This is a genomic window from Bradyrhizobium ivorense (genome assembly GCF_900696085.1).
Taxonomy (GTDB): Bacteria; Pseudomonadota; Alphaproteobacteria; order Rhizobiales; family Xanthobacteraceae; genus Bradyrhizobium; species Bradyrhizobium ivorense.
Map to the genome: position 1 here is coordinate 79,134 of NZ_CAADFC020000033.1, position 20,592 is coordinate 99,725.

16 protein-coding genes are annotated in these 20,592 nt (G+C 64.7%); 8 read left to right on the forward strand and 8 right to left on the reverse strand.

The window, feature by feature from the left end:
• Positions 1-174: 174 nt before the first annotated feature.
• Positions 175-5,877 (forward strand): LamG-like jellyroll fold domain-containing protein, encoded by a 5,703-nt coding sequence (locus tag CI41S_RS38830; RefSeq protein WP_139864286.1) that lies wholly within the window; start codon positions 175-177, stop codon positions 5,875-5,877.
• Positions 5,878-5,905: 28 nt separating this feature from the next.
• On the opposite strand, the gene CI41S_RS38835 is transcribed toward CI41S_RS38830, so the two are convergent.
• Positions 5,906-6,535 (reverse strand): TetR/AcrR family transcriptional regulator, encoded by a 630-nt coding sequence (locus CI41S_RS38835; RefSeq protein WP_139864287.1) that lies wholly within the window; start codon positions 6,533-6,535, stop codon positions 5,906-5,908.
• Between the two features lie 246 nt (positions 6,536-6,781).
• Here CI41S_RS38835 and CI41S_RS38840 point away from each other — a divergent pair, with 246 nt between their 5' ends.
• From CI41S_RS38840 to CI41S_RS38870, 7 genes are read left to right on the forward strand one after another with little or no spacing between them, the layout of a single operon-like run.
• Positions 6,782-8,095 carry a phytoene desaturase family protein gene (locus tag CI41S_RS38840; protein ID WP_244626828.1) on the forward strand — a complete coding sequence of 438 codons (1,314 nt, stop codon included), beginning with the start codon at positions 6,782-6,784 and terminating at the stop codon, positions 8,093-8,095.
• 5 nt (positions 8,096-8,100) lie between these two features.
• On the forward strand, positions 8,101-8,955 hold the full coding sequence (locus CI41S_RS38845; protein WP_139485314.1) for an ABC transporter ATP-binding protein: 855 nt from the start codon (positions 8,101-8,103) through the stop codon (positions 8,953-8,955).
• On the forward strand, positions 8,952-9,746 hold the full coding sequence (locus tag CI41S_RS38850) for an ABC transporter ATP-binding protein (RefSeq protein WP_139485312.1): 795 nt from the start codon (positions 8,952-8,954) through the stop codon (positions 9,744-9,746). Before CI41S_RS38845 ends, CI41S_RS38850 begins: the two co-directional genes overlap by 4 nt.
• On the forward strand, positions 9,746-11,680 hold the full coding sequence (locus tag CI41S_RS38855) for an AMP-dependent synthetase/ligase (protein ID WP_139864720.1): 1,935 nt from the start codon (positions 9,746-9,748) through the stop codon (positions 11,678-11,680). The genes CI41S_RS38850 and CI41S_RS38855 overlap by 1 nt, the downstream gene beginning before the upstream one ends.
• A complete protein-coding gene (locus CI41S_RS38860) occupies positions 11,681-12,553 on the forward strand; it encodes a branched-chain amino acid ABC transporter permease (RefSeq protein ID WP_139864289.1) in 873 nt (290 codons plus the stop codon).
• A complete protein-coding gene (locus CI41S_RS38865) occupies positions 12,553-13,599 on the forward strand; it encodes a branched-chain amino acid ABC transporter permease (protein ID WP_139864290.1) in 1,047 nt (348 codons plus the stop codon). Before CI41S_RS38860 ends, CI41S_RS38865 begins: the two co-directional genes overlap by 1 nt.
• 30 nt (positions 13,600-13,629) lie before the next feature.
• Positions 13,630-14,787, forward strand: a complete 1,158-nt coding sequence (locus CI41S_RS38870; protein ID WP_139864291.1) for an ABC transporter substrate-binding protein — start codon at positions 13,630-13,632, stop codon at positions 14,785-14,787.
• A gap of 113 nt (positions 14,788-14,900) precedes the next feature.
• On the opposite strand, the gene CI41S_RS43940 is transcribed toward CI41S_RS38870, so the two are convergent.
• From CI41S_RS43940 to CI41S_RS38900, 7 genes are read right to left on the reverse strand one after another with little or no spacing between them, the layout of a single operon-like run.
• The gene (locus CI41S_RS43940) at positions 14,901-15,056 is read right to left on the reverse strand and encodes a hypothetical protein (protein WP_172628369.1); all 156 of its coding nucleotides are present in this window, start codon (positions 15,054-15,056) and stop codon (positions 14,901-14,903) included.
• A 46-nt stretch (positions 15,057-15,102) separates the two neighbouring features.
• Positions 15,103-16,296: an acyl-CoA dehydrogenase family protein gene (locus tag CI41S_RS38875; protein WP_139864292.1), complete on the reverse strand. Its 1,194-nt coding sequence runs from the start codon at positions 16,294-16,296 to the stop codon at positions 15,103-15,105.
• Positions 16,293-17,228: an alpha/beta hydrolase gene (locus CI41S_RS38880; RefSeq protein WP_139864293.1), complete on the reverse strand. Its 936-nt coding sequence runs from the start codon at positions 17,226-17,228 to the stop codon at positions 16,293-16,295. Before CI41S_RS38880 ends, CI41S_RS38875 begins: the two co-directional genes overlap by 4 nt.
• Before the next feature lies 1 nt (position 17,229).
• Entirely contained in the window at positions 17,230-17,982 is a 753-nt protein-coding gene (locus CI41S_RS38885) for an SDR family NAD(P)-dependent oxidoreductase (protein ID WP_139864294.1), read from the reverse strand.
• Between the two features lie 3 nt (positions 17,983-17,985).
• Positions 17,986-18,780 (reverse strand): enoyl-CoA hydratase/isomerase family protein, encoded by a 795-nt coding sequence (locus tag CI41S_RS38890; protein ID WP_139864295.1) that lies wholly within the window; start codon positions 18,778-18,780, stop codon positions 17,986-17,988.
• A 15-nt stretch (positions 18,781-18,795) separates the two neighbouring features.
• Positions 18,796-19,290, reverse strand: a complete 495-nt coding sequence (locus CI41S_RS38895) for an aromatic-ring-hydroxylating dioxygenase subunit beta (RefSeq protein WP_139864296.1) — start codon at positions 19,288-19,290, stop codon at positions 18,796-18,798.
• Entirely contained in the window at positions 19,290-20,549 is a 1,260-nt protein-coding gene (locus CI41S_RS38900) for an aromatic ring-hydroxylating oxygenase subunit alpha (protein WP_139864297.1), read from the reverse strand. Before CI41S_RS38900 ends, CI41S_RS38895 begins: the two co-directional genes overlap by 1 nt.
• Positions 20,550-20,592: the final 43 nt, after the last annotated feature.

Consider the following 20,592-nt stretch of genomic DNA (forward strand, 5'->3'; position numbering starts at 1 on the left):
TATGCGCCGCAAGCGAATATCGCGGGAGAACGTATCATTCGCGTTTGACGCGACAGCACAATCGATACGCGAATAATCAGGTCACACTACTGAATGAGACAGTGTGCCCAATCCCAGGCAGGATTGGGAACGCTGTGTTGTTCGATCGTCCACTCGTTGCGCTAGGAGGGCACAATGTCGATTGCTCGGGACATTGTCAGTCGATTGACGCAACGACTCACCCATCGCAGCAGCGGACGCGCCCAAGAGCCAAGCGGTGAGAACAACGGCGCCAATCGCCCCTCGCAAATCCTCTTTGAAACTCTTGAGCCGCGACTGCTCCTCGCCGCAGATCCCCTTGGCATCACGGCAGGTTACGCGTTCAACGAGGCCTCGGGACCCACTACGGCAGATGCATCCGGTCACGGGATCGTCGGAACGCTCACCAACGGCCCGACCTTCACGGCCGGAAAATACGGCAATGCAATCGCCCTCGATGGCACCAATGACTTCGTGAATCTCGGCAATCCCGCCGCGCTGCAGTTCACCGGCAGCATGACCATCAGTGCCTGGGTTTTCGCCAGTTCGTTCCCCGGGGATGATGCGGCGGTCGTGTCCAAGCGCACCAGCAGCGAGTCCGGCTACCAGCTCGATCTGACTGCCGACACCGGCGTGCGCACCATCGGCTTCAAGCTGACCAGCAGTTCCGGCGGCACGATGTTCCGCTACGGCGCCACGGCGCTGCAGACCAACACCTGGTATCACATCGCCGGGGTCTACAACGCGGCAACCCAGACGCTGAATGTCTATCTCAATGGCGTGCTCGATAACGGCCAGTTGCTGGGCACGGTCACCAATTCCCAGCAGAACTCCACGGCCAATGTGAACATCGGCCGTCGAGCCGGCGCTACCGGCTTCGAATTCCCGGGCCGCATCGACGACGTCCGTGTCGCCGATCATGCTCTCACGCAGGACCAGATCCAGACCGATATGGTAACGCCGCTTGGCGGGACCACGCCGCCACCGTCCGATACGACGCCGCCGAACGTTGCGCTGACGCCGCCGGCCGCGATCGTGTCGGGTACAGTCAACCTTGCGGCGACCGCCTCCGACAACGTCGGCGTCGCCGGCGTCAAATTCCTGCTCGAGGGCAACACCCAGATTGGCGCCGAAGACACGACGTCACCCTACGGGGTTTCCTGGAACACAACGACCGCATCGAACGGCATCCATTCGCTTACCGCACAGGCACGCGACGCCGCCACCAACGTGGCGACCTCGACAGCGTTCACGGTCACCGTCGACAATCAGGCGCCGACCGGAACAGTCGTCATAAACGGGAATGCGGCGGCCACCAACAACACCGCCGTCACGCTTACGCTCAGTGCGAGCGACGCAGTGACCTCCGTCACGCAAATGCGCTTCTCCAACAACGGCACGTCCTATTCGGCGGCAGAAGCCTTCGCGCCAACCAAGGCGTGGACGTTGCAGAACACGGTCGGCACCAAGACGGTCTATGTCCAGTTCAGGGACGCGGCCGGCAACTGGTCGGCCGCCGCCACCGACACCATCATTCTCGACAAGACTGCACCGACGATATCCGGGCAGACCGCGACGAATCTTACGGGGACCACCGCACAAGTCACCTGGACCACCAACGAGGCTGCGACGTCCCGCGTCGAATACGGATTGACCACCAGCTACGGATCATCGACGACGCTCGACCCAGCTCTCGTGACGGCGCACAGCGTCGCGCTGACCGCTCTTGCTCCCAACACCACGTACAACTATCGCGTCCGCTCGATCGACGCTGCCGGCAACGAACAAATCGGCTCGAACGGTACGTTCAAGACGGCTGCAGCGCCCGATACCATACCGCCGTCGACCCCCACCGGTCTCACCGCCACCGCAGTTTCGTCGACCCAGATCAACCTTTCGTGGAACGCGTCAACGGACAACGTTGCAGTGACCGGCTATCAGATCTTCCGCGACGGCACGCAAATCGGCACCTCGACGACGACGTCGTTCAGCAACACCGGCCTGTCGCCCGGCACGTCGTACAGCTATACGGTGCGGGCGGTGGACGCAGCCGCTAACCCGTCCGGACAATCGCAGCCCGCCAGCACCACGACGCTCACGCCCGACACGACGTTGCCGACCGCCACGATCACCGCCCCGACCGGATCGGCCACGGTTTCCGGGACGATCGCAATCCGCGCCAATGCATCCGACAACGTCGGAGTGAGCGGCGTGACTTTCCTGGTGGATAACGTCGTGGTCGGCGGAGGCGAAGACACGACGTCTCCCTACAGCGTCAACTGGGACACCACCTCGGTACCGAACGGCATTCACACGATTATCGCTCGCGCACGAGACACGTCGGGCAACACGGGCGATTCCCTGCCCGTCAGCATAACCGTAACCAATACCCAGCTATCCGGTTTAGTCGCCGCCTACTCGTTCGATGAGGCGACGGGAGCCGCCATCGATTCCTCGGGCCAGGGCAATACGGCGACGCTCAACAACGGAGTTGCCCGGGTACCCGGCAAGAACGGATCGGCCGCGAGTTTTGACGGACTGAACGACTTCATTACGATTCCGAACTCTGCCTCGACCAACATTTCCGGCAATGCCCTTACGCTGTCGATGTGGATCAATCCCCAACCCCTCGCGAGCGGAGATTCCGTCGTCCTCGGAAAGTTCTGGAACACGACGATGGCGTCGCCCTACTACCAGTACGGGCTGGAGCTGAGCGGCGGCAACAAGACCGATTTCTTGGTCGGGACGGCGAGCGGACCGCTCATCGCCAGTGGGGGCACGACGCTGCCCTACAACCAGTGGACTCACCTTGCGATCACCTTCGACGGCGCGCAGGTCAGGACCTACGTCAACGGCACGCTTGTCAATACGCAAGCGCTCGTCGGGACCATTACGGCTCGCGGCAATTCGATGAACATCGGTGCGGATGCCTCGACGGGGCAATTCTACCATGGAGCGCTCGACGACGTACGCATTTACAGTCGCGTGCTCACACAGGCACAAATACAAACCGACATGGCAACACCGGTCGGTGGGACGATCGTCGGAGCGCCGCAGGTTCTGATCGACTTCCCCGCCAATGGGGCCCAGGTGGGCGGCATCGTCAACGTGACGGCCGATGCGACCGACGACACCGGCATTGCCAGTGTTCAGTTCTATGTCGACAATGTCGCGATGGGCCCACCGGACACCGCCGATCCCTACGCACTGGCATGGGATACCCGCGCGACGAGCAACGGCGCGCACACTCTCACGGCGCTCGCAACCGACATCGACGGTCATTCGACGATGTCGGCGCCGGTTTCCGTCAACGTCGCGAACAGCAGCTTTTTCCAGAACACGATTCTGGCCACCGGCTTCAATCTGCCGACCGCGATCAAGTTCCTTCCCGATGGCCGCATGCTCGTGGTTGAGCTTGCCGGCACGATCAAGGTGCTGCCGCCGCCCTACACGACGCCAAGCGCCACGCCTTTCCTGCAACTCACCAACATCGGCTCGGCAGGCGTGCAACAGGGAATCTACGACATCGCACTCGATCCCAACTTCGCCACCAATCACTACTACTACATTTTCTACACGCTGGGGACGCCGAACGTCGATCGCTTCTCGCGCTTCACCGCGAATGCGACGCTGACCGGGACAATCGCAGGCTCCGAATTCGTCATCTATCAGGATGGCGAGACCGCCAATGCCGAACATCACGGCGGCTCCATCAACTTCAGCAACGACGGAAAGATCCTGCTCACGACCGGCGAGCATTTCAACGCCAGCGAGGCCCAGGACCTCACCAAGCCGCGCGGCAAGATCCTGCGCTACAATATGGACGGCACCATACCGACGGACAATCCATTCTATGACGGCGCCGGGCCGAACTTCGATGCGATCTGGGCGCTCGGTCTGCGCAATCCCTACCGCGCCTATTACGACGCGCCGACCGGGCGCCTCATCATCGGCGACGTCGGCGGCAACGACTATTCGACCGCGATCGAGGAAGTCGACATCGGTGCGCGAGGGGCCAACTATGGCTGGCCGAACGTCGAAGCGCCAAACAACAATCCCGCTTACACGGCACCGGCCTACTACTATCCGCACAATGGACGCGATGCGGCCATCACCGGCGGGTTCGTCTATCACGGCACCCAGTTCCCTGCCTCCTATCAAGGCAGCTACTTCTTTGCCGACTACACGCAAAACTGGATCAAGCGACTGACGTTCGACGCCAATGGCAACGTCACCGGCGTGTTCAACTTCGAGCCGGCCGACGGCTCGGTCGACGGCCCGTACGGCGACATTGTCTATTTGACCGAGGGTCCCGACGGCGCCCTCTACTATGTCGACCTCGGCTACTCGGATATCAGCGGGACTTTCGGCGTCAGCAAGATACGCCGCATCGACTTCATCAATTCCGATCTTCCTCCGGTGGCCGCCGCTTCGGCGACGCCCACGCAAGGCCAGGCCCCGCTCACCGTCAGCTTCTCCAGCAGCGGCTCATCCGATCCGGAAGGCCAGCCGCTGTCCTATCTGTGGAATTTCGGCGATGGCTCAACCTCGACACAGGCCAACCCGTCGCACACCTATGCGGTCAGCGGCCCCTATCAAGCCCGGCTCACGGTTTCTGACGGGACCAATTCGACGCTTTCGACGCCGCTTGCGATCAGCGTCGGTAACGCGCCGCTCGTCAACATCCTTTCGCCGATCAATGCCGCGATCTTCCGGGCGGGCGATGTCATCACGTTCAGCGGCAGCGCGACTGACGCCGAGGATGGCACGCTGCCCGCCAGCGCGTATACCTGGAATATCGACTTCCTCCATGAAGGTCACGTTCATCCGGGTACGCCGATCACCGGCGTGACCAGCGGCACGTTCACCATCCCGACCAGCGGTCACGACTTCAGCGGCTTCACCCGCTACCGGATATCGCTGACGGTCACGGACTCCAGCGGACTGCAATCCACCCAATCGGTCATCATCTTCCCCGATAAGGTCAACCTCGAGTTCGCCACTCTTCCGGCCGGCGTCACGCTGTACCTCGACGGTATCGCGCACACGGCACCCTTCACCTACGACACGCTGATCGGCTTCCATCACGAAATCGAAGCGCGCAACGCAACGGTCGGAACGACCACCTACAACTTCGTCTCCTGGTCGGACGGCGGCGCGCAGGATCACGTGATCACCGTTCCGGTCGGAGGCGCGGCCTATACCGCGACATACAATGCCGTCACGGCGCCGGTGCCGCTGGCATTCGTGCAAGTGAACGCGGCCGTGCCGCAAACAAACCAGACTCAGGTCTCGGTGGCCTACGCCAAGCCTCAGGTCGTGGGAGACCTGAACATCCTCGTCGTCGGCTGGAACAACACCACCTCAAACGTGACCTCAGTCACCGATTCAGCGGGCAATGTCTACCAGCTCGCGGTTCCGACCGTGCGCGGAAGCGGCATCAGCCAGGCCATCTACTACGCCAAGAACATCAAAGCGGCCGCGGCCGGGACCAATACCGTGACGGTGACTTTCAGCGCGTCCACGCAGTTCGTCGATCTCCGCGCGCTGGAGTACAGCGGTCTTGATCTGGCCAACCCATTCGATGTCGGCACTTCGGCGTCGGGGACCAGCAATTCAGCCAACAGCGGTGCAGTTACGACCACAACGGCCCATGAACTGGTCTTCGCCGCCGGCACGACAATCGGCGGGTTCAGCGGAGCAGGAACGGGCTTTACGTCGCGCATCATTACCTCGCCCAACGGTGACATCGCCGAAGACCGGTTCGTGACCGCGACGGGATCCTACAGCGGCATCGCTCCGCTCGGAGGCTCCGCGGCATGGGTGATGCAGGTCGCGACCTTCAAGGCGGTGGGCTGAATAGTCACTGTGCAGTCACGAGCGCGCCTCACGACTTCGTCGCCCCGCGGACGGCCCTCGGCGCCGCGTGGCCAGCTATGCCGTACAGGAACTGATCGACGACCATATCGGCAAACTCGGCCGGCCCGATGCCGCCCTTCGGGTCGTACCAGGTGTGGCTGAAATTCAGTGTCCCGAACAGCATCATCGCGTAGACCTTCTTGGTCCGCTTGACGATCTTGCCCTGATCGTCGAGCTGGAGCAGCAGCGTCGACACCAGATCGACGATGCGGCGCTCCAGTGACTTGATGGTCTGCTGGTCGGCTTCGCTGAGGAAGGTCAGGTCGTTGAGGATCAGCCGCTGCTCCTGCGGCGAGCGCGCATTGAGATCGACGATGGCGTGGATCGCGGCGCGAAACTGATCGAGCGTGGACGTGTGCTTGGCGATCCCCGCTTCGACGTCGGCGATCATCTGGCGCACATGCTCGTCCAGAATGGCGAACAGGATCGCTTCCTTCGAATCGAAGTAGTGATACAGCGCGCCGCGCGACAGCTTGCAGGCGTCGGCAAGGTCGGCGATCGAGGCGCGCATATAGCCCTGGCTGGCGAACAGGTCGCAGGCAGCATCAAGAATGCCCTGATGAATGCCGTCGTAATTCTCGGAGCGCGTTCGCGCCATCGACTGTCTCTCACATTCCAAGCGACGCCGCGATCCGGCGACTCCCGCTCTCTATACTACCGCCGCGGCGATGACGTCCCGCGCCTGCACCCGCCGTTCCCCAGAACTCTTCCACCGCAGGTTCCGGCTCCAACCTGCGACGAAAAATAATTTGAACGGACAGTCGGATTATAATATGCTCAGGCATCGAGAGCAAGCAAATCAGGGCACGCGGGGCCAACCCGGCGGCATCGAGGGAGGCTGTTCGTGGACACGCAGAGGGTCGATGCTATCGTGATCGGAGCCGGCGCCGGCGGGCTGTGCGCCGCGGCGCGGCTGGCCCATGGCGGCCTGCATACGCTGGTGGTCGACGACAAGAGCCGGCTCGGCGGACGCGCCTCGACGGAGGAGATCGACGGCTTCAAGGTCAATATCGGCGCGATCGCGATCGAGTTCGGCGGCGTGTTCGAGGAGACGTTTCACACGGTCGGCGCCCCCCTCAACATCCGCGCACCGGAGCCCGCGAGCTCCTTCTTCATCGACGGCAGGCTGATCGACGTCGGCCGCGGCGGCTGGTCGCTGCTGCTCGGGCAACTGACAAAACAGGCCTCACGCATCCTGGAGAAATTCGCCGATGCGCGTTCCGGCAACTTGCCGGACGGACGGCAATCGACCGAGGATTGGCTGAAGGGCTACACCAGCAACGCCACCGTGCACGCGATCTTCCGCAACCTCTGCGCCGCGATCTTCGCCTGCAACGCCGCCGAACTGCCGGCCCGCGCCTTCCTCACCTATTTCACGAGCAAGGGCGCCTTCAAGAAATTCGGCTTCTGTCCGGACGGAACGATCGGCGTCTGGGAAAGTCTCGCCACCGCGATCAAGCGCAACGGCGAGGTCTGGCTCGACACCCCGGCCACCGAGATCCACACTGCCGATGGCCGCGTCACCGGCGTCACTGTTCAAAGAAACGGTGCGCCGGTTCGCATCGACACCGATCTCGTGATCAGCAATGCCGGGCCGAAAGCGACCGTCGCGCTCGCCGGCGAAGCCGCCTTCCCTGCGGATTATGTCGCAAAAGTCCGGACCGGGCTTCGTCCGGCCGCCAACATCGTCATCAACATCGCAAGCCGCGAGCCGCTGGTGAACCATCCCGGCATCGTCACCTTCGGCAAGACCCGCCGGCTCTGCAACATGGCCAACCTCTCGGCAACCTGCCCCGAACTCGCGCCGCCGGGCTGGCATCTCTATGTCGCCTATGCCGTGCCGGTGCCGGCGCTCGGCGACTTCGACTCGGACAGCGAAGTCGAGCTCGCGCTTGCCGATCTGCGCGATCAGTTCGCCAATTTCGCGCAGGCGAAAATCCTGTCGATCCGGGTGATGCGCGACGACTGGCCGGCCCAGCGAAGCTGCGCCGGCTACGATCTGCCGCGCGAGACCAGCATCGAGGGCCTCTGGTGCGTTGGCGACGCGGTCAAGCAGTACGGCAATGGCGGCACCCAGGCCTGCGCGGAGACGGCCAAGATCGTGACCGACGCGATCCTCGCCACGCGGCCGCGCCTGCCGCAGGCGAGCCGGATCTGACCGCGATGCCGACGACGATCCCGATTCCGAGACCATCTGCCGCGCCGCAGCCGACGGCTGCGCCGGACAGCCTGCTCGAATTCCGCAACATCCGCGTCGTCTACGACAATGCGATCGAGGCTGTCAGAGACGTGTCGATCGCGGTGCCCGAAGGCGGCATCGTCGCCCTGCTCGGCTCCAACGGCGCCGGCAAGTCGACCTTGCTGAAGGCGATGTCCGGCATCCTCTATACCGAGGAAGGCGTGATCGAGAGCGGCAGCATCCGCTTCCGCGGCGAGGACGTGCATCACCTTGCACCCGACGAACTGGTACGGCGCGGCATCGTGCAGGTGCCGGAAGGCCGCCGCGTCTTCGCGTCGCTGACCATCGAGGAGAACCTGCAGATGGGCGGCTACACCAGGAGCAACGCGGCGGCGCGCGAGCGCCGCGACAAGGTATTTGCGCTGTTCCCGCGGCTCCACGAGCGCCGTGACCAGATCGCAGGCTACATGTCGGGCGGCGAGCAGCAGATGCTCGCGATCGGCCGCGCGCTGATGACCGATCCCAAGCTGCTAGCGCTCGATGAGCCGTCGCTTGGGCTGGCGCCGCTGATTATCGACCGCATCTACGAGGTAATCGTCCGCCTGCGCGACGAACTGAAGATGACGGTGCTGCTGGTCGAGCAGAACGCGCAGCGCGCGCTCGATATCGCGGACTATGGCTACATTCTCGAGACCGGCCGCGTGGTGCTGGACGGCACCGCCAGGAAACTCGCCGCCAACGAGGACGTCCAGGAGTTCTATCTCGGCGTCTCCTCGTCCGGCCGCAAGAGCCTGCGCGACGTCAAGCACTACAAGCGCCGCAAGCGGTGGCTGTCGTGACCGCGCTGCTCACGGTGGAAAATCTCAGCAAGCGGTTCGGCGGCCTGCAGGCCGTCGCCGACGTCAATCTGAGCGTCGCCGCCGGCGAGATCTGCAGCGTGATCGGCCCGAACGGCGCCGGCAAGACCACGCTGTTCAACATGATCTCCGGCGTGTTGCGGCCGAGCGGCGGCCGCATCGTGTATGACGGCATCGACCTGAAGACGCTCTCGCCCTGGCGCTACGCCGCCGCCGGGATCGGCCGCACCTTCCAGAACCTGGCGCTGTTCAAGCACGGCACCGTGGTCGAGAACATCCTGACCGGCCGCCACACCCATCTGCGCTCCAATGTGTTCGATGCCGTAATCTTCTTCGGCCGGACCCGCAAGGAGGAGGTCGCGGCGCGGCAGCGCGTCGAGCACATCATCGAGTTTCTCGAAATCGAGCATATCCGGGACGCCGTGGTCGGCACCCTCTCCTACGGCCAGCAGAAGCGCGTCGAGCTCGCCCGCGCGCTGGCCTGCGAGCCGAAGATCCTGCTGCTCGACGAAATGGTTTCGGGCATGAACCAGGAAGAGACCGAGGACATCGCGCGTTTCGTGCTGGATATCCGCGATGAGCTCGGCATCACCGTGCTGATGATCGAGCACGAGATGCGGATCGTGATGGACATCTCGGACCGCGTCCATGTGCTGAATTTCGGCCGCAAGATCGCGGAAGGAACGCCCGACGACGTCAAGCGCGACCCCGCCGTTGCCGAAGCCTATCTCGGCCGCCAGCGCGCCGAAACCCTCGCAAGGGCGGGTGCATGATGTCGACGCTCGAGAACCTGCGTACCGCCCACCCGCCGCTGTCGGACAGCGCGGCACGCAGCCTGCCTGCGACGGAAACCGATGCGTTCCGGACGGCGTTGCGGGACGCCGCCATCACCATTCCCCAAATGCTGCGGCAACGCGCAGCCATGCACGGCGATGCCCTGGCGCTGCGCGAAAAGGATTTCGGCATCTGGAACCCGTATTCCTGGCGCCATTATTACGACACCGCGCGCGCGGTCGCGCTCGGCCTGCTGTCGCTCGGCATCAAGCCGGGTGACCGCGTCGCCATCGCCGGCGAGAACACGCCGGAATGGTTCTATGCCGATCTCGGCATCCAGATGATCGGCGCGGTCGCGGTCGGCATCTATCCGACCAATCCCTGGGTCGAGCTGCAATACATCGTCAAGCACTCCGGCGCGCGCGTCGTGATCACCGGCGACCAGGAGCAGACCGACAAGGTGCTCGACGCCCTCGCCGGCAATGGCGGCCTGCCCGAGCTCGAAGCCATCGCCTGCATCGACATGAAGGGCCTGCGGCACTATCGCCAGTCCCATCTGATGTCGTTCGAGGCGCTGTGCCAGCGCGGCCAGGCGTATGCGCGCGAAACCCCTGATGCGAATGCGACGATCGACCGCCTGATCACTCAGGCCGCGCCTGACGACGTCTGCATCCTCGTCTACACCTCGGGAACGACGGGCCCGCCCAAGGGCGCGATGCTGACCCACCGCAACCTGGTTTACGCCGCCTATACCTACGCCATTGCGGTCGGCATCGCCGACAAGCCGTTCGAGGCCGTGAGCTATCTGCCGCTCTGCCACGTTGCCGAGCGCTGCTACGGCCTGGTGACGCATCTGGTGCTCGGCGGCACCGTCAGCTTTGCGGAATCGATCGACACGGTCGCGATCAACATCCGCGAGATCGCGCCGACCTTCTTCGTCGGCGTGCCCAGGATCTACGAGAAGCTGCAGCAGGGCTTCATGTTCAGGCTCGGCGAAAGCGGCAGCCTGCGCCAGCGTCTGACGCGCGCCTGCCTCGCCTGGGGCCGCATCCTGTCCGACCGGCGGCAGGCCGGCCAGGACAGCCTGCTCGACCGCGCCGCCTACGGCCTGCTCTACCTCCTGATGTTCCGCAATTTGCAGCGCCATCTCGGCTTTGCCTATAGCCGGCACCGGCTCTGCGCCGGCGCCTCGATCTCGCCGGAGACGCTGCGCTTCTTCGACATCATCGGCCGCCCGGTCTCGCAGGGTTACGGTCTCACCGAGAGCGGCGGCGTCGCCTTCATCCAGACCAAAAGCCATCACCGGCTCGGCGGCTGCGGCCTGCCGCTGCCGCAAACCGAATGGAAGCTCGACGGCGACGGCGAAATCCTGTTGCGCAACCCCGGCGTCTTCAAGGGCTACTTCCTCGACGAGAAAGCTTCGACCGCGTCGCTCGAGCCCGGCGGCTGGCTGCGCACCGGCGACATCATCGAGGTGCTGGACAATGGCGAAATCGCCGTGGTCGACCGCAAGAAGGCGATCATCATCACCGCCGGCGGCAAGAACATCGCGCCCTCCGAGATCGAGAACGCGCTGAAGGATTCCGAGTTCGTCAAGGAGGCGATCGTGGTCGGCGAGGCCAAGAAGTATCTCGGCGCCATTGTCCAGATCGACTACGACAATGTCGGCCGCTGGGCGCGCGACCAGGCGCTCGCCTACACCAACTACAAGTCGCTGTCGCAGCTCCCCGAGGTGCACGAGCTGGTCGAGCGCATCGTCGGCGAGACCAACAAGCGGTTCGCCCGGGTGGAGAACATCCGCCGCTTCGCCATTCTCGAAAAGGAGCTCGACCACGATGACGGCGAGCTGACCGCCACGCAGAAGGTGCGCCGCGCCATGATCGAGAAGAAGTTCGCGCGTGAGCTCGCCATCATCTATCCGGCGGAGGGCTGAATGCAGTATTTCCTGCAACTCCTGATCTCGGGTCTCGCGATCGGCGCCATTTATGGCCTGATCGCGATGGGCTTTGCTGTGATCTACAAGTCGACCGGGCTGGTCAATTTCGCGCAGGGCGAAATGACCATGATCACGGCCTACATCGCCTGGACGATCTCGACCACGGTCAGCGGCAATGTCTTCGTGGTCGCGATCGGCGCGATCCTTGCGGCGATCCTGCTCGGGCTGATCATCGAGCGCGTCGTGATGCGGCCGATGCTGGGCGAGCCGGTGTTCGCGACCGTGATGGTGACGATCGGGCTTGCCGTGATCCTGCGCTCGGCCATCAACTTCATCTGGGACGCCTACCCGCATGGCCTCGATGTCGGAATGGGCCGCGACATCGTCCGCCTCGGCGGCATCGGCGTGCGCACCGGACAGGTCGCCGTGATCGCGACGCTGCTGACGCTGCTGGCCGCGATCTGGGCGTTCTTCCGCTACAGCAAGATCGGCGTCGCGATGCGCGCGGTTGCGGCCGACGACCGCACCGCGTTGCTGATGGGGATCAGCGCCACCAGGGTGCACGCGTTGGCCTGGGCGGCCTCCTCGGTGATCGCCGGCATCGGCGGCGTGTTCTTTGCGCTGTCCTATGACCTGTCGCCGGCGATGTTCCAACTGGGATTGAAGGCGTTTCCGGCGACGATCCTTGGCGGCCTCGATGCCGTGCTCGGCTCCGGGATCGGCGGCCTTCTGATCGGCATCACCGAAAACCTCGCCGGCGGCTATGTCAGCTCCGGCATGAAGGAGGTCGCGGGCTTTCTGATGATCATCGTCGTTCTGATGATCCGCCCGTTCGGCATCTTCGGCGAACGCGACATCGAGAGGGTCTGATGCGCACCGGCGATTACAAGCAGACCTATGGCGAGCTGGTTGCGCTGGTCGACTCACCGCCGGTCTGGCTGTGGTCGGCCGTGCTCGTGCTGGCGCTGATCGTGGCGCCCCACGTGCTGAACTCCTACGCGCTGTCGTTCCTGATCATCATCCTGATCACGGTGACCGGCGCGCTCGGGCTCAACATCCTGACCGGCTATACCGGCCTGATCTCGCTGGGCCATGTCGGCTTCCTCGTCACCGGCTCCTATGCCTACGCGATCCTGGTCTCGAAATACCATTTGCCGCCGCTGGTCGGCTTCCTCGGCGCCGGCGTGGTGCCGGCGCTGGCGAGCCTGATCGTCGGCGCGCCGTCGCTGCGGCTGAAGGGGCTGTATCTCGCCATCACGACCCTCGCCTTCTCCTTCATCATCAACACCGTGATCCTGGAGATGCGCTGGCTCACCAACGGTGCCCGCGGCATCGCGGTGCCGCGGCCGGAGATTTTCGGCATCAGCTTCGACGGCGATGCCGCCTTCACCTATCTCTGCCTCGGCATCGCCATCTTGACGCTGCTTGCCACCCTCAACATCCGCCGCAGCCGAATCGGCCGCGCCTTCGTCGCGATCCGCGACAACGACATTGCAGCCCCCGTGATGGGCATCAATTTGCACGCCTACAAGCTGCTGGCGTTCGTCACCTCGGCTTTCATCACCGGCATCGCCGGCGCCCTCTACGGCATCTACCTCTCCTTTGTCAGCGTCGAGGGTTTTCCGTTCCTGCTTTCGATCGAGGCGCTGGCGATCCTGATCGTCGGCGGGCTCGGCTCGACGCTCGGCGCCGTGCTCGGCACCATCCTGATCGTGCTGCTGCCGGAGGCGACCCGTCTCGTCTTCAGCCTGTTCAGCGCGCAGATGGACGCGATGTTCACCACCGGCGCCCAGGAGCTGAAGAGCATGCTCTACGGCCTCGTCATCATCCTGTTCCTGCGCTTCCAGCCGCGCGGGCTGGTCGGCGCGTGGCACGACATCAGGCGGACCTGGGTGCACTGGCCGCTTCGCTACTAACCAATAACAGCACACCATGAGGAGGAAACCATGATCAAACATCTCGCGGCGGCCTCGCTGCTGCTGTCCGCGGCTTTCGTGACGGCCCCGGCCCTCGCCGCCGACCCCGGCATCAGCGACAGCGAGATCCTGATCGGCGACGTCGAACCGCTGACCGGTCCGCCGGCCCTGCTCGGCGTCGCCGCCTCGATCGGCCACAAGATCGCGATCGCCGAGGCCAACAATGCCGGCGGCATCAACGGCCGCAAGATCAAGTATGTGCTCGAGGACGACGGCTACGTCACCGCGCGCACCATCCAGGGCGTCAAGAAGGTGATCGATGTCGACAAGGTGTTCGCGATGCTCGGAATCTCCGGCTCGGGCCAGTCGATCGCGGTGATGCCCGTGCTGGAGAAGGCGGGCATTCCGACAGTGATCGACGTCGCGCCGGTGAAATTCCTGTGGGAGCCGCCGCGCAAGAACGTGTTCGTGATCGGCCAGTCCTACGAGGAAGGCATCATCCACCTCGTCAACTATCTCGCCGACAAGAATCCCGGCAAGAAATGGGGCCTGATCACCCAGGACGACGATTACGGCATCACCGTGCGCGACGGCTTCGACAGCGTCGTCAAGGCGAAGAAGCTGAACGTGGTCTACAGCGGCAACTACAAAAAGGGCCAGCAGGACTTTTCGTCCGACATGCTGCAGCTGAAGGACTCCGGCGCCGAGGTGTTTCTGGCCGGCGGCATCATCGCCGAGAACATCGCGATGATGAAGGAGCTCGAGAAGCTCAACGTCAAGCCGGTGACCGGCATCTTCTGGCCCGGCCGCATCGAGCCGGTACTGAAGCTGATGGGTCCGGCGGGCGACGGCATCTACGCCGTCGACTATGTCGAGCCGTTCGCGGGCGAAGCCGGCAAGGCGTTCCTGGAGAAGGCAAAGCCGCTGGTCTCGGAAGCCGAGTTCAAGGGCATCAACCGCTACACCATGACCGGCTACGCCGCCGCAAAAGTGCTGATCGCCGCGATCGAGCGCTGCGGCAAGCAGCCGACCTGGGCCTGCACGATCTCCGAGCTGGAAAAGACCAAGAACGTCGAGACCGGCGTGATGGCCCCGATCAGTTTTGGTCCTGGCGTCCGCTTCTCCAACCAGAAGCTGCAGATCATGCAAGCCGACGTGGCGACACTGAGCTTCAAGCCGGTGAAGTGAGCTCCTCTCACCCGATCCAAACCCCGCCGTCATCGCCCGGCTTGACCGGGCGCTCCAGCATTCCAGAGGCGGCGGTGATCGACCGATAGGCCGCGGCGTACTGGGTCCCCCGGTCAAGCCGTGTTCAGGTGCATCAGCACAATTTCTGCATTTTGGAAGAATACAGGTGAGTTGCCCGACGTGTCAAGCGCCATGTCGAACGTGGCCTTGTCGAACGCTGCCCGGTCGAGCCCCCGCCGGCTACTTTGCATGGGGTTGTTTTTCGGCATTTTGACCCTGCCCCCTGCGACGGGCAAGCGGAGCGAAAAGTTCCGCTCACATCCGCTTCGCCACCTCTTCCAGCATCACCTCGGTGGCGCCGCCGCCGATGGTCAGCACGCGGGCGTCGCGGACCATGCGCTCGATCGGCGTTCCCCGCATGAAGCCGCTGCCGCCGTGCAGCTGCAGGCAGCCATGCACGACCTCGTGCAGCACTTCCGGCGACAGCGCCTTCACCATCGACACCTCGCGCAGGCAGTCCTGCCCGGCCGCGGCGAGCTCGGCGGCGTGATAGGCGAGCTGCCGCGCGGCAGCGGCCTTGGCGGCGAGCTGCGCGAGCTTCAGCCGCACGCCCTGCTGATTCCAGAGTGGGCCGCCGAATGCCTGCCGGGTCTTCACATAATTCGTGGTCAGCTCGATCGCCTTGGCGGATTCGCCGGCGCAGATGCCGCCGATGCAGATGCGTTCGTTCTGGAAGGTCTCCATGATGCCATAGAAGCCCTTGTTCTCCTCGCCGAGCAGGCTGTCGGCGGGCACGCGGACATCCTGGAAGGCGATCTCGGCGGTGTCGGAGCAGAGCCAGCCGTGCTTGTCGAGCTTCGTCACCGATATGCCGGGCGTAGCGCGTTCGACGATGAACAGCGAGATGCCGCGGCTGCCCTTGGCCTGCGGATCGGTCCGCGCCGCGACGATCAGGATGTCGCCATAGACTGCGTTGGTGATGAACATCTTTGAGCCGTTGATCACCCAACCATCGCCGTCGCGCGTCGCGCGGGTCTTCAGCCCGGCGACATCGGAGCCGGCGTCCGGCTCGGTCACCGCGATCGAGCAGATCGCCTCGCCGCGGATGATCGCCGGCAGATATTTTTGCTTCTGCTCCAGGGTACCGCGGAGCGTGATGTGCACGGCCGACATGTCGGTGTGCACCAGGGTCGAGGACGTAAAGCCGCCAAAGCTCGAGCGCCCGAGTTCTTCCGCGAACACCATCGAGGCCAGCGGTCCCATATCGGTGCCGCCATATTCGGCCTCATGACGCATGCCGAGAAAGCCGAGCGCACCCATGCGGCGGAAGATCTCGCGCGGAATCTTGCCGTCGCGCTCCCAGGCCTCGCCGTGCGGGATCACCTCCTTCTCGACAAAGCGGCGGACCTGCTCGCGCAGCATCCGCAGTTCCTCGGGCAGGTTGGGCTGCTCCGCGAAGCGGAATTCGGTCTCGGTGAGCTGGCGCGGATCCGGTGTCATGACGTTCATTGTGGCGCCCCTTCTGCCCTGATGTGAAGCCGTCCGCGCAAAAATGCCGCAAGGCGGACGATCGCTTCGCGCGCCTCCGGAATCTCGGGGAACATCTGGAACACGTGGATCATGCCGTCCCAGACCTCGAGCACGACGTCGACGCCGGCGGCCTTCGCCTTGGCGGCGAGCGCCGTGGCGTCGTCACGCACGGTCTCGCGGTCGCCGGCCTGAATGAACAACGGCGGCAGGCCGGCGAGATCGGCATGGAGCGGAGACGCCAGCGGATGGCGCGGGTCGCCGTCGGCGCCGAGGTAGTTCTTCGCCAGCGCCAGGATCATCGCGCGCTGGTGGACCGGATCGGCCGCAGCCCGGCTTTGGTAGCTGGCGCCGGTCGCGGCAAGATCGGTCCAGGGCGACATCAGCACGGCCGCAGCCGGCAGCGGGTCGCCGGCGTCGCGGGCAGCCAGCATCGCACCGAGCACGAGATTGCCGCCGGCGGAGTCGCCCGCGAATGCGATATCGGCTGGCCGCAGGCCCTGGTCGCGCAGATATCGATACGCGATTTGCGCATCGTTCAGCGCCGCGGGAAAGCGGTGCTCCGGCGCCAGGCGGTAGTTGATCGCCAGCACCCGGCAGCCCGCGGCCTCCGCGAGCCGCGCGATCAAATCGCGATGCGAGGCCACGGAGCCGATCCGGAAGCCGCCGCCATGAAGGTAGAGGATCGCCTTGTCGTGCGGCGCCCCGGGCGGCGCGATCCATTCGGCATCGACGCCGCCGGCGGAGACCTGACGGCACCGCACCGAGGCCGGGCAACCGGCGAACGCCGCGTCCCAATCGCTGCGCATCTGCGCCACCGATGTGTCGCGATTCCAGTTGCGATAGATCGCGCGCATTGTCTCGATCGCGCGATCGACCGGCGTCAGTTCGAAATCGTTGGCTGGATCTGCCATCTCAGCCACCGATCCCCATGCCGCCGGAGACGCCGAGCGTTTCACCGGTGATGTAGGCGGCCTGGTCCGAGGCCAGGAACCGCGCGGCAGCCGCCACCTCCTCGGGTTCGCCGAGCCGGCCGAGCAGCGTCGCGCCGGTCATCGCCTGCAGTATCTTCTCTCCACCTTTCGCCACGGCCTGCTCCAGCATCGGTGTGCGGATCGGTCCCGGCGCGATCGCATTTGCCGTGATGCCGTAGCGCGCGTTTTCCCGCGCGATGCTCTTGGTGAAGGCGATCACGCCGCCCTTGGCCGCAGAATAGACCGAGCCGCCCTTGGAGCCGAGCCGCGCCGCCTCCGACGTGATGTTGATGATGCGGCCGAAGCGAGCCTTCTGCATCGCCGGCAGCGCGGCCTGCGTGCAGGCGAGCACCGAGGTGAGGTTCACCGCGATCAGCCGCGCCCAGTCGCCCGCGGTGGTGTCGGTGAAGAAGGCGTGCTGGTCGACGCCGGCATTGTTGACGAGGATATCAAACGGGCCGTCCTGCGCCATCACGGCACGGACCGCGACCGCATCGCTGACGTCGAGGCCGGCGGCGGCCGCCCCCACCTCGTCCGCGAGCGCCGTCGCAGCCGCAATGTCGAGATCGGCGATCACGACGCGGGCGCCCGCGCCGGCAAAGCTGCGCACGATTGCAGCCCCGATGCCGCGCGCACCGCCGCTCACGAAGGCGCGGCGGCCGTCGAGTCGCCCGAATGGCAAGGAGCCGGCCACGCCTCAACGTCCCCTGAACACCGGCTTGCGCCGTTCGATCACGGCAGCAAGGCCCTCGCGCGCATCCGCCATGCCGGAGAGTTCGGCGACGGTGCGCGCCTCTTCCGACAGGCATTGCTCGATGCTGGTGCCGGTGCCGGCCCAGACCAAGCGCTTGGTGGCCGCGAGCGCCTTCGGCGCGCCAGCCGCCAGCTCACGCGCCAGCGCCAGCGATGCCTCGGCGAGCTCGGCATCGGGAACGACCTTGGTGACGATCCCCATCTGCAGCGCATCGGCCGCTGATATCACCGGATTGGTCAACAGGATCGACATCGCACGCCGCAACCCGACCAGCCGCGACAGCGTCACGGATACGCCGGCATCCGGCGCCATCGCCACCCGCGTCGCGCCAGCCAGGAACTTTGCGGATTCCGCTGCGATCACGATATCGGAAGCGCAGACCAGTCCAAACCCGCCGCCGCCGGCCGCAAAGCCCTGCACCGACGCGATCACGGGCGCTTCGAGCCGCAGCAGGCCGGTCACCGCATTCTGCAGATAGGCGGTGGCCTGGCGGATGTAGTCCGGCAGCTTCTCGCCCTTGGATGCAAAGGCACGCACGTCGCCGCCGGCGCAGAAGTTGGTACCCTCGCCGCTCAGCAGCACGACGCGCAGATCGGGGTGGCCGTGGCAGGCCATGATGGCGTCGCACAGCGCGCTCAGCAGTTCAACGCTCATGCCGTTGGCGGCATCGGGGCGATTGAGCCGCAACCGCGCGATACCGTCGGTGACGTCGAGCAGAACGGGTCCCTTGTCGATCATCGCGGCAGACCTTTCCTAGACCAGGAATGACAGCGTGTAGATTGCCTTGTCGTTGTTGACGAGCACGACCTTCTTGTAGGCCATCCGCAGCTCGCCATCGACATGGCGCAGGCGGTATTCATTGCGCGCGGCCCACAGCGTGTCGTCGCGCAGGCTGGATTCGAAGATCAGGCTATTGCTGGCGACCGCAAGGTCACCACCCGCCTGCTCGTCCATCAGCTCGATGTTGGAGACCAGCCGGCGCAGGTTCGATTGCGGCGTCTGGGTGAAATGCTTGCCGGTCATCAGTTGGCGAACGCGCAACGCGATCCGCGAGCGGTTGTCGTAGATGATCGACATCTGCCGTTCCGGATCGATATCGGCGCCGTTGGCCGGCACCCAGTAGACGCCGTCGTCGGTCCAGAGTTTTTCCCAGGCCTCGTATTGGTGCTCGTCCTGCAGCCGCGCCTCGCGATAGAGGAACGTGGTGACCGCGCCCATCAGCGTGGCATTGCCCTCGCGCGACAGCATCAGGCGGGCTCCATCAGCTTGCGATAGTGGCGCCAGATTCCGCGCGACGGCACCTCATCGGTGACGTGCCCGACCGTGAAGCCGAGCTCGTCGCGGCGCTCGCGTTTCTCGCCGCGGCCGAGGAAGATCCATTCCGGATTGCGCGCCAGCACGCCGCGGTGGCAGCGCTCGTACATCTCGGAATCATCGGCGAGCAGGAAACCGGCCGGGCCGACCGAACCCATGGTCTGCTGGCGCAGGCGGCGGTTCAGGTCCGGCGCGCCCTTGAACTGCAGCGCGGTGACGTGCTGGACGCTGTCGTCGACGCCGAGCGGCTGGATCACGAACATCTGGATCTCGGCGATGAACAGGTTCGGGAAGATCATCACATGCGGCGTGCCGTCGATCATGATCTGGCGTGCTGTGGTGTCGCCATAGGCGGCCTTCATCCGCGCGGTATAGTCCGGCAGCCGCTCCTCGCTGGTGCCGAACCAGCTCATCGGTTGATCGCGCTTGCGGAACTCCGGCCGCAGATCGATTTCGGTGTGGCCGCCGCCGTAGTCCCGCGTCAGCGCGCTCGATGCGCCGCCATAGAGCTTGCCGATCATGCTGTCGGCGACGCCGAAGATCGAGGTGTGAACGAAGGCCGGGTGATAGCCGTCGCACTCGTTCTCGAGGATGAACTTCCAGTTCGCCTTGACGCGATGCTTGAGGAAGCCCGCCGTGATCTCGACCTCGCCCTCCGGCGAAGTCCGCACCAGGCGATCGATGGTCTCGGCGGCGCCGCCGAGGTGTTCCTTCAGCGTCGGCCCATCGGCCGCGAACGAACCAAACACGAAGCCGCGATAGGACTCGACCCGCGTCACCCGCCCGAGCGCGAGATCGGCCTTGTCCTGCCCCTCATAACCATCCGGAAAGGCATAACCGACCAGCCTGCCATCATTGGCAAATGTCCAGGAGTGGAAGGGACAGGTGAAGGAGCGCGCATTGCCGCGGTCGTAGGAACAGACCTGGTTGCCACGGTGCGAGCAGCGGTTGAGCAACAGGTTGATCCTGCCCTGCTCGTCGCGGGTCATGATGACCGACTGCGGGCCGATCGACTTGACCACGTAGTCGTTGGCGTTGGGCACCTCGGTCTCGTGACCGACATAGACCCAGGTGCGGTACCAGATGTTCTGCAGTTCGGCCTCGAAGATCGCGGGATCGGTGTACAGCGAGCCGTGCACCCGGTCTGGCCGGATCAGCTCGCTCCACTGCGACGCGCGCGGCATGACGTTCATTTCCAGGACCTCCCGCGGCTCGACCCTCGTCCCGCAGCTCTGC

What these genes read in the sequence shown, in the direction of transcription:
- CI41S_RS38830 (WP_139864286.1), top strand. Translation starts at nt 175, where the DNA reads ATGTCGATTGCTCGGGACATTGTCAGTCGATTGACGCAACGACTCACC.
- CI41S_RS38835 (WP_139864287.1), bottom strand. Translation starts at nt 6,535, where the DNA reads ATGGCGCGAACGCGCTCCGAGAATTACGACGGCATTCATCAGGGCATT.
- CI41S_RS38845 (WP_139485314.1), top strand. Translation starts at nt 8,101, where the DNA reads ATGCCGACGACGATCCCGATTCCGAGACCATCTGCCGCGCCGCAGCCG.
- CI41S_RS38855 (WP_139864720.1), top strand. Translation starts at nt 9,746, where the DNA reads ATGTCGACGCTCGAGAACCTGCGTACCGCCCACCCGCCGCTGTCGGAC.
- CI41S_RS38860 (WP_139864289.1), top strand. Translation starts at nt 11,681, where the DNA reads ATGCAGTATTTCCTGCAACTCCTGATCTCGGGTCTCGCGATCGGCGCC.
- CI41S_RS38865 (WP_139864290.1), top strand. Translation starts at nt 12,553, where the DNA reads ATGCGCACCGGCGATTACAAGCAGACCTATGGCGAGCTGGTTGCGCTG.
- CI41S_RS38870 (WP_139864291.1), top strand. Translation starts at nt 13,630, where the DNA reads ATGATCAAACATCTCGCGGCGGCCTCGCTGCTGCTGTCCGCGGCTTTC.
- CI41S_RS43940 (WP_172628369.1), bottom strand. Translation starts at nt 15,056, where the DNA reads ATGCCGAAAAACAACCCCATGCAAAGTAGCCGGCGGGGGCTCGACCGG.
- CI41S_RS38875 (WP_139864292.1), bottom strand. Translation starts at nt 16,296, where the DNA reads ATGAACGTCATGACACCGGATCCGCGCCAGCTCACCGAGACCGAATTC.
- CI41S_RS38880 (WP_139864293.1), bottom strand. Translation starts at nt 17,228, where the DNA reads ATGGCAGATCCAGCCAACGATTTCGAACTGACGCCGGTCGATCGCGCG.
- CI41S_RS38890 (WP_139864295.1), bottom strand. Translation starts at nt 18,780, where the DNA reads ATGATCGACAAGGGACCCGTTCTGCTCGACGTCACCGACGGTATCGCG.
- CI41S_RS38895 (WP_139864296.1), bottom strand. Translation starts at nt 19,290, where the DNA reads ATGCTGTCGCGCGAGGGCAATGCCACGCTGATGGGCGCGGTCACCACG.
- CI41S_RS38900 (WP_139864297.1), bottom strand. Translation starts at nt 20,549, where the DNA reads ATGAACGTCATGCCGCGCGCGTCGCAGTGGAGCGAGCTGATCCGGCCA.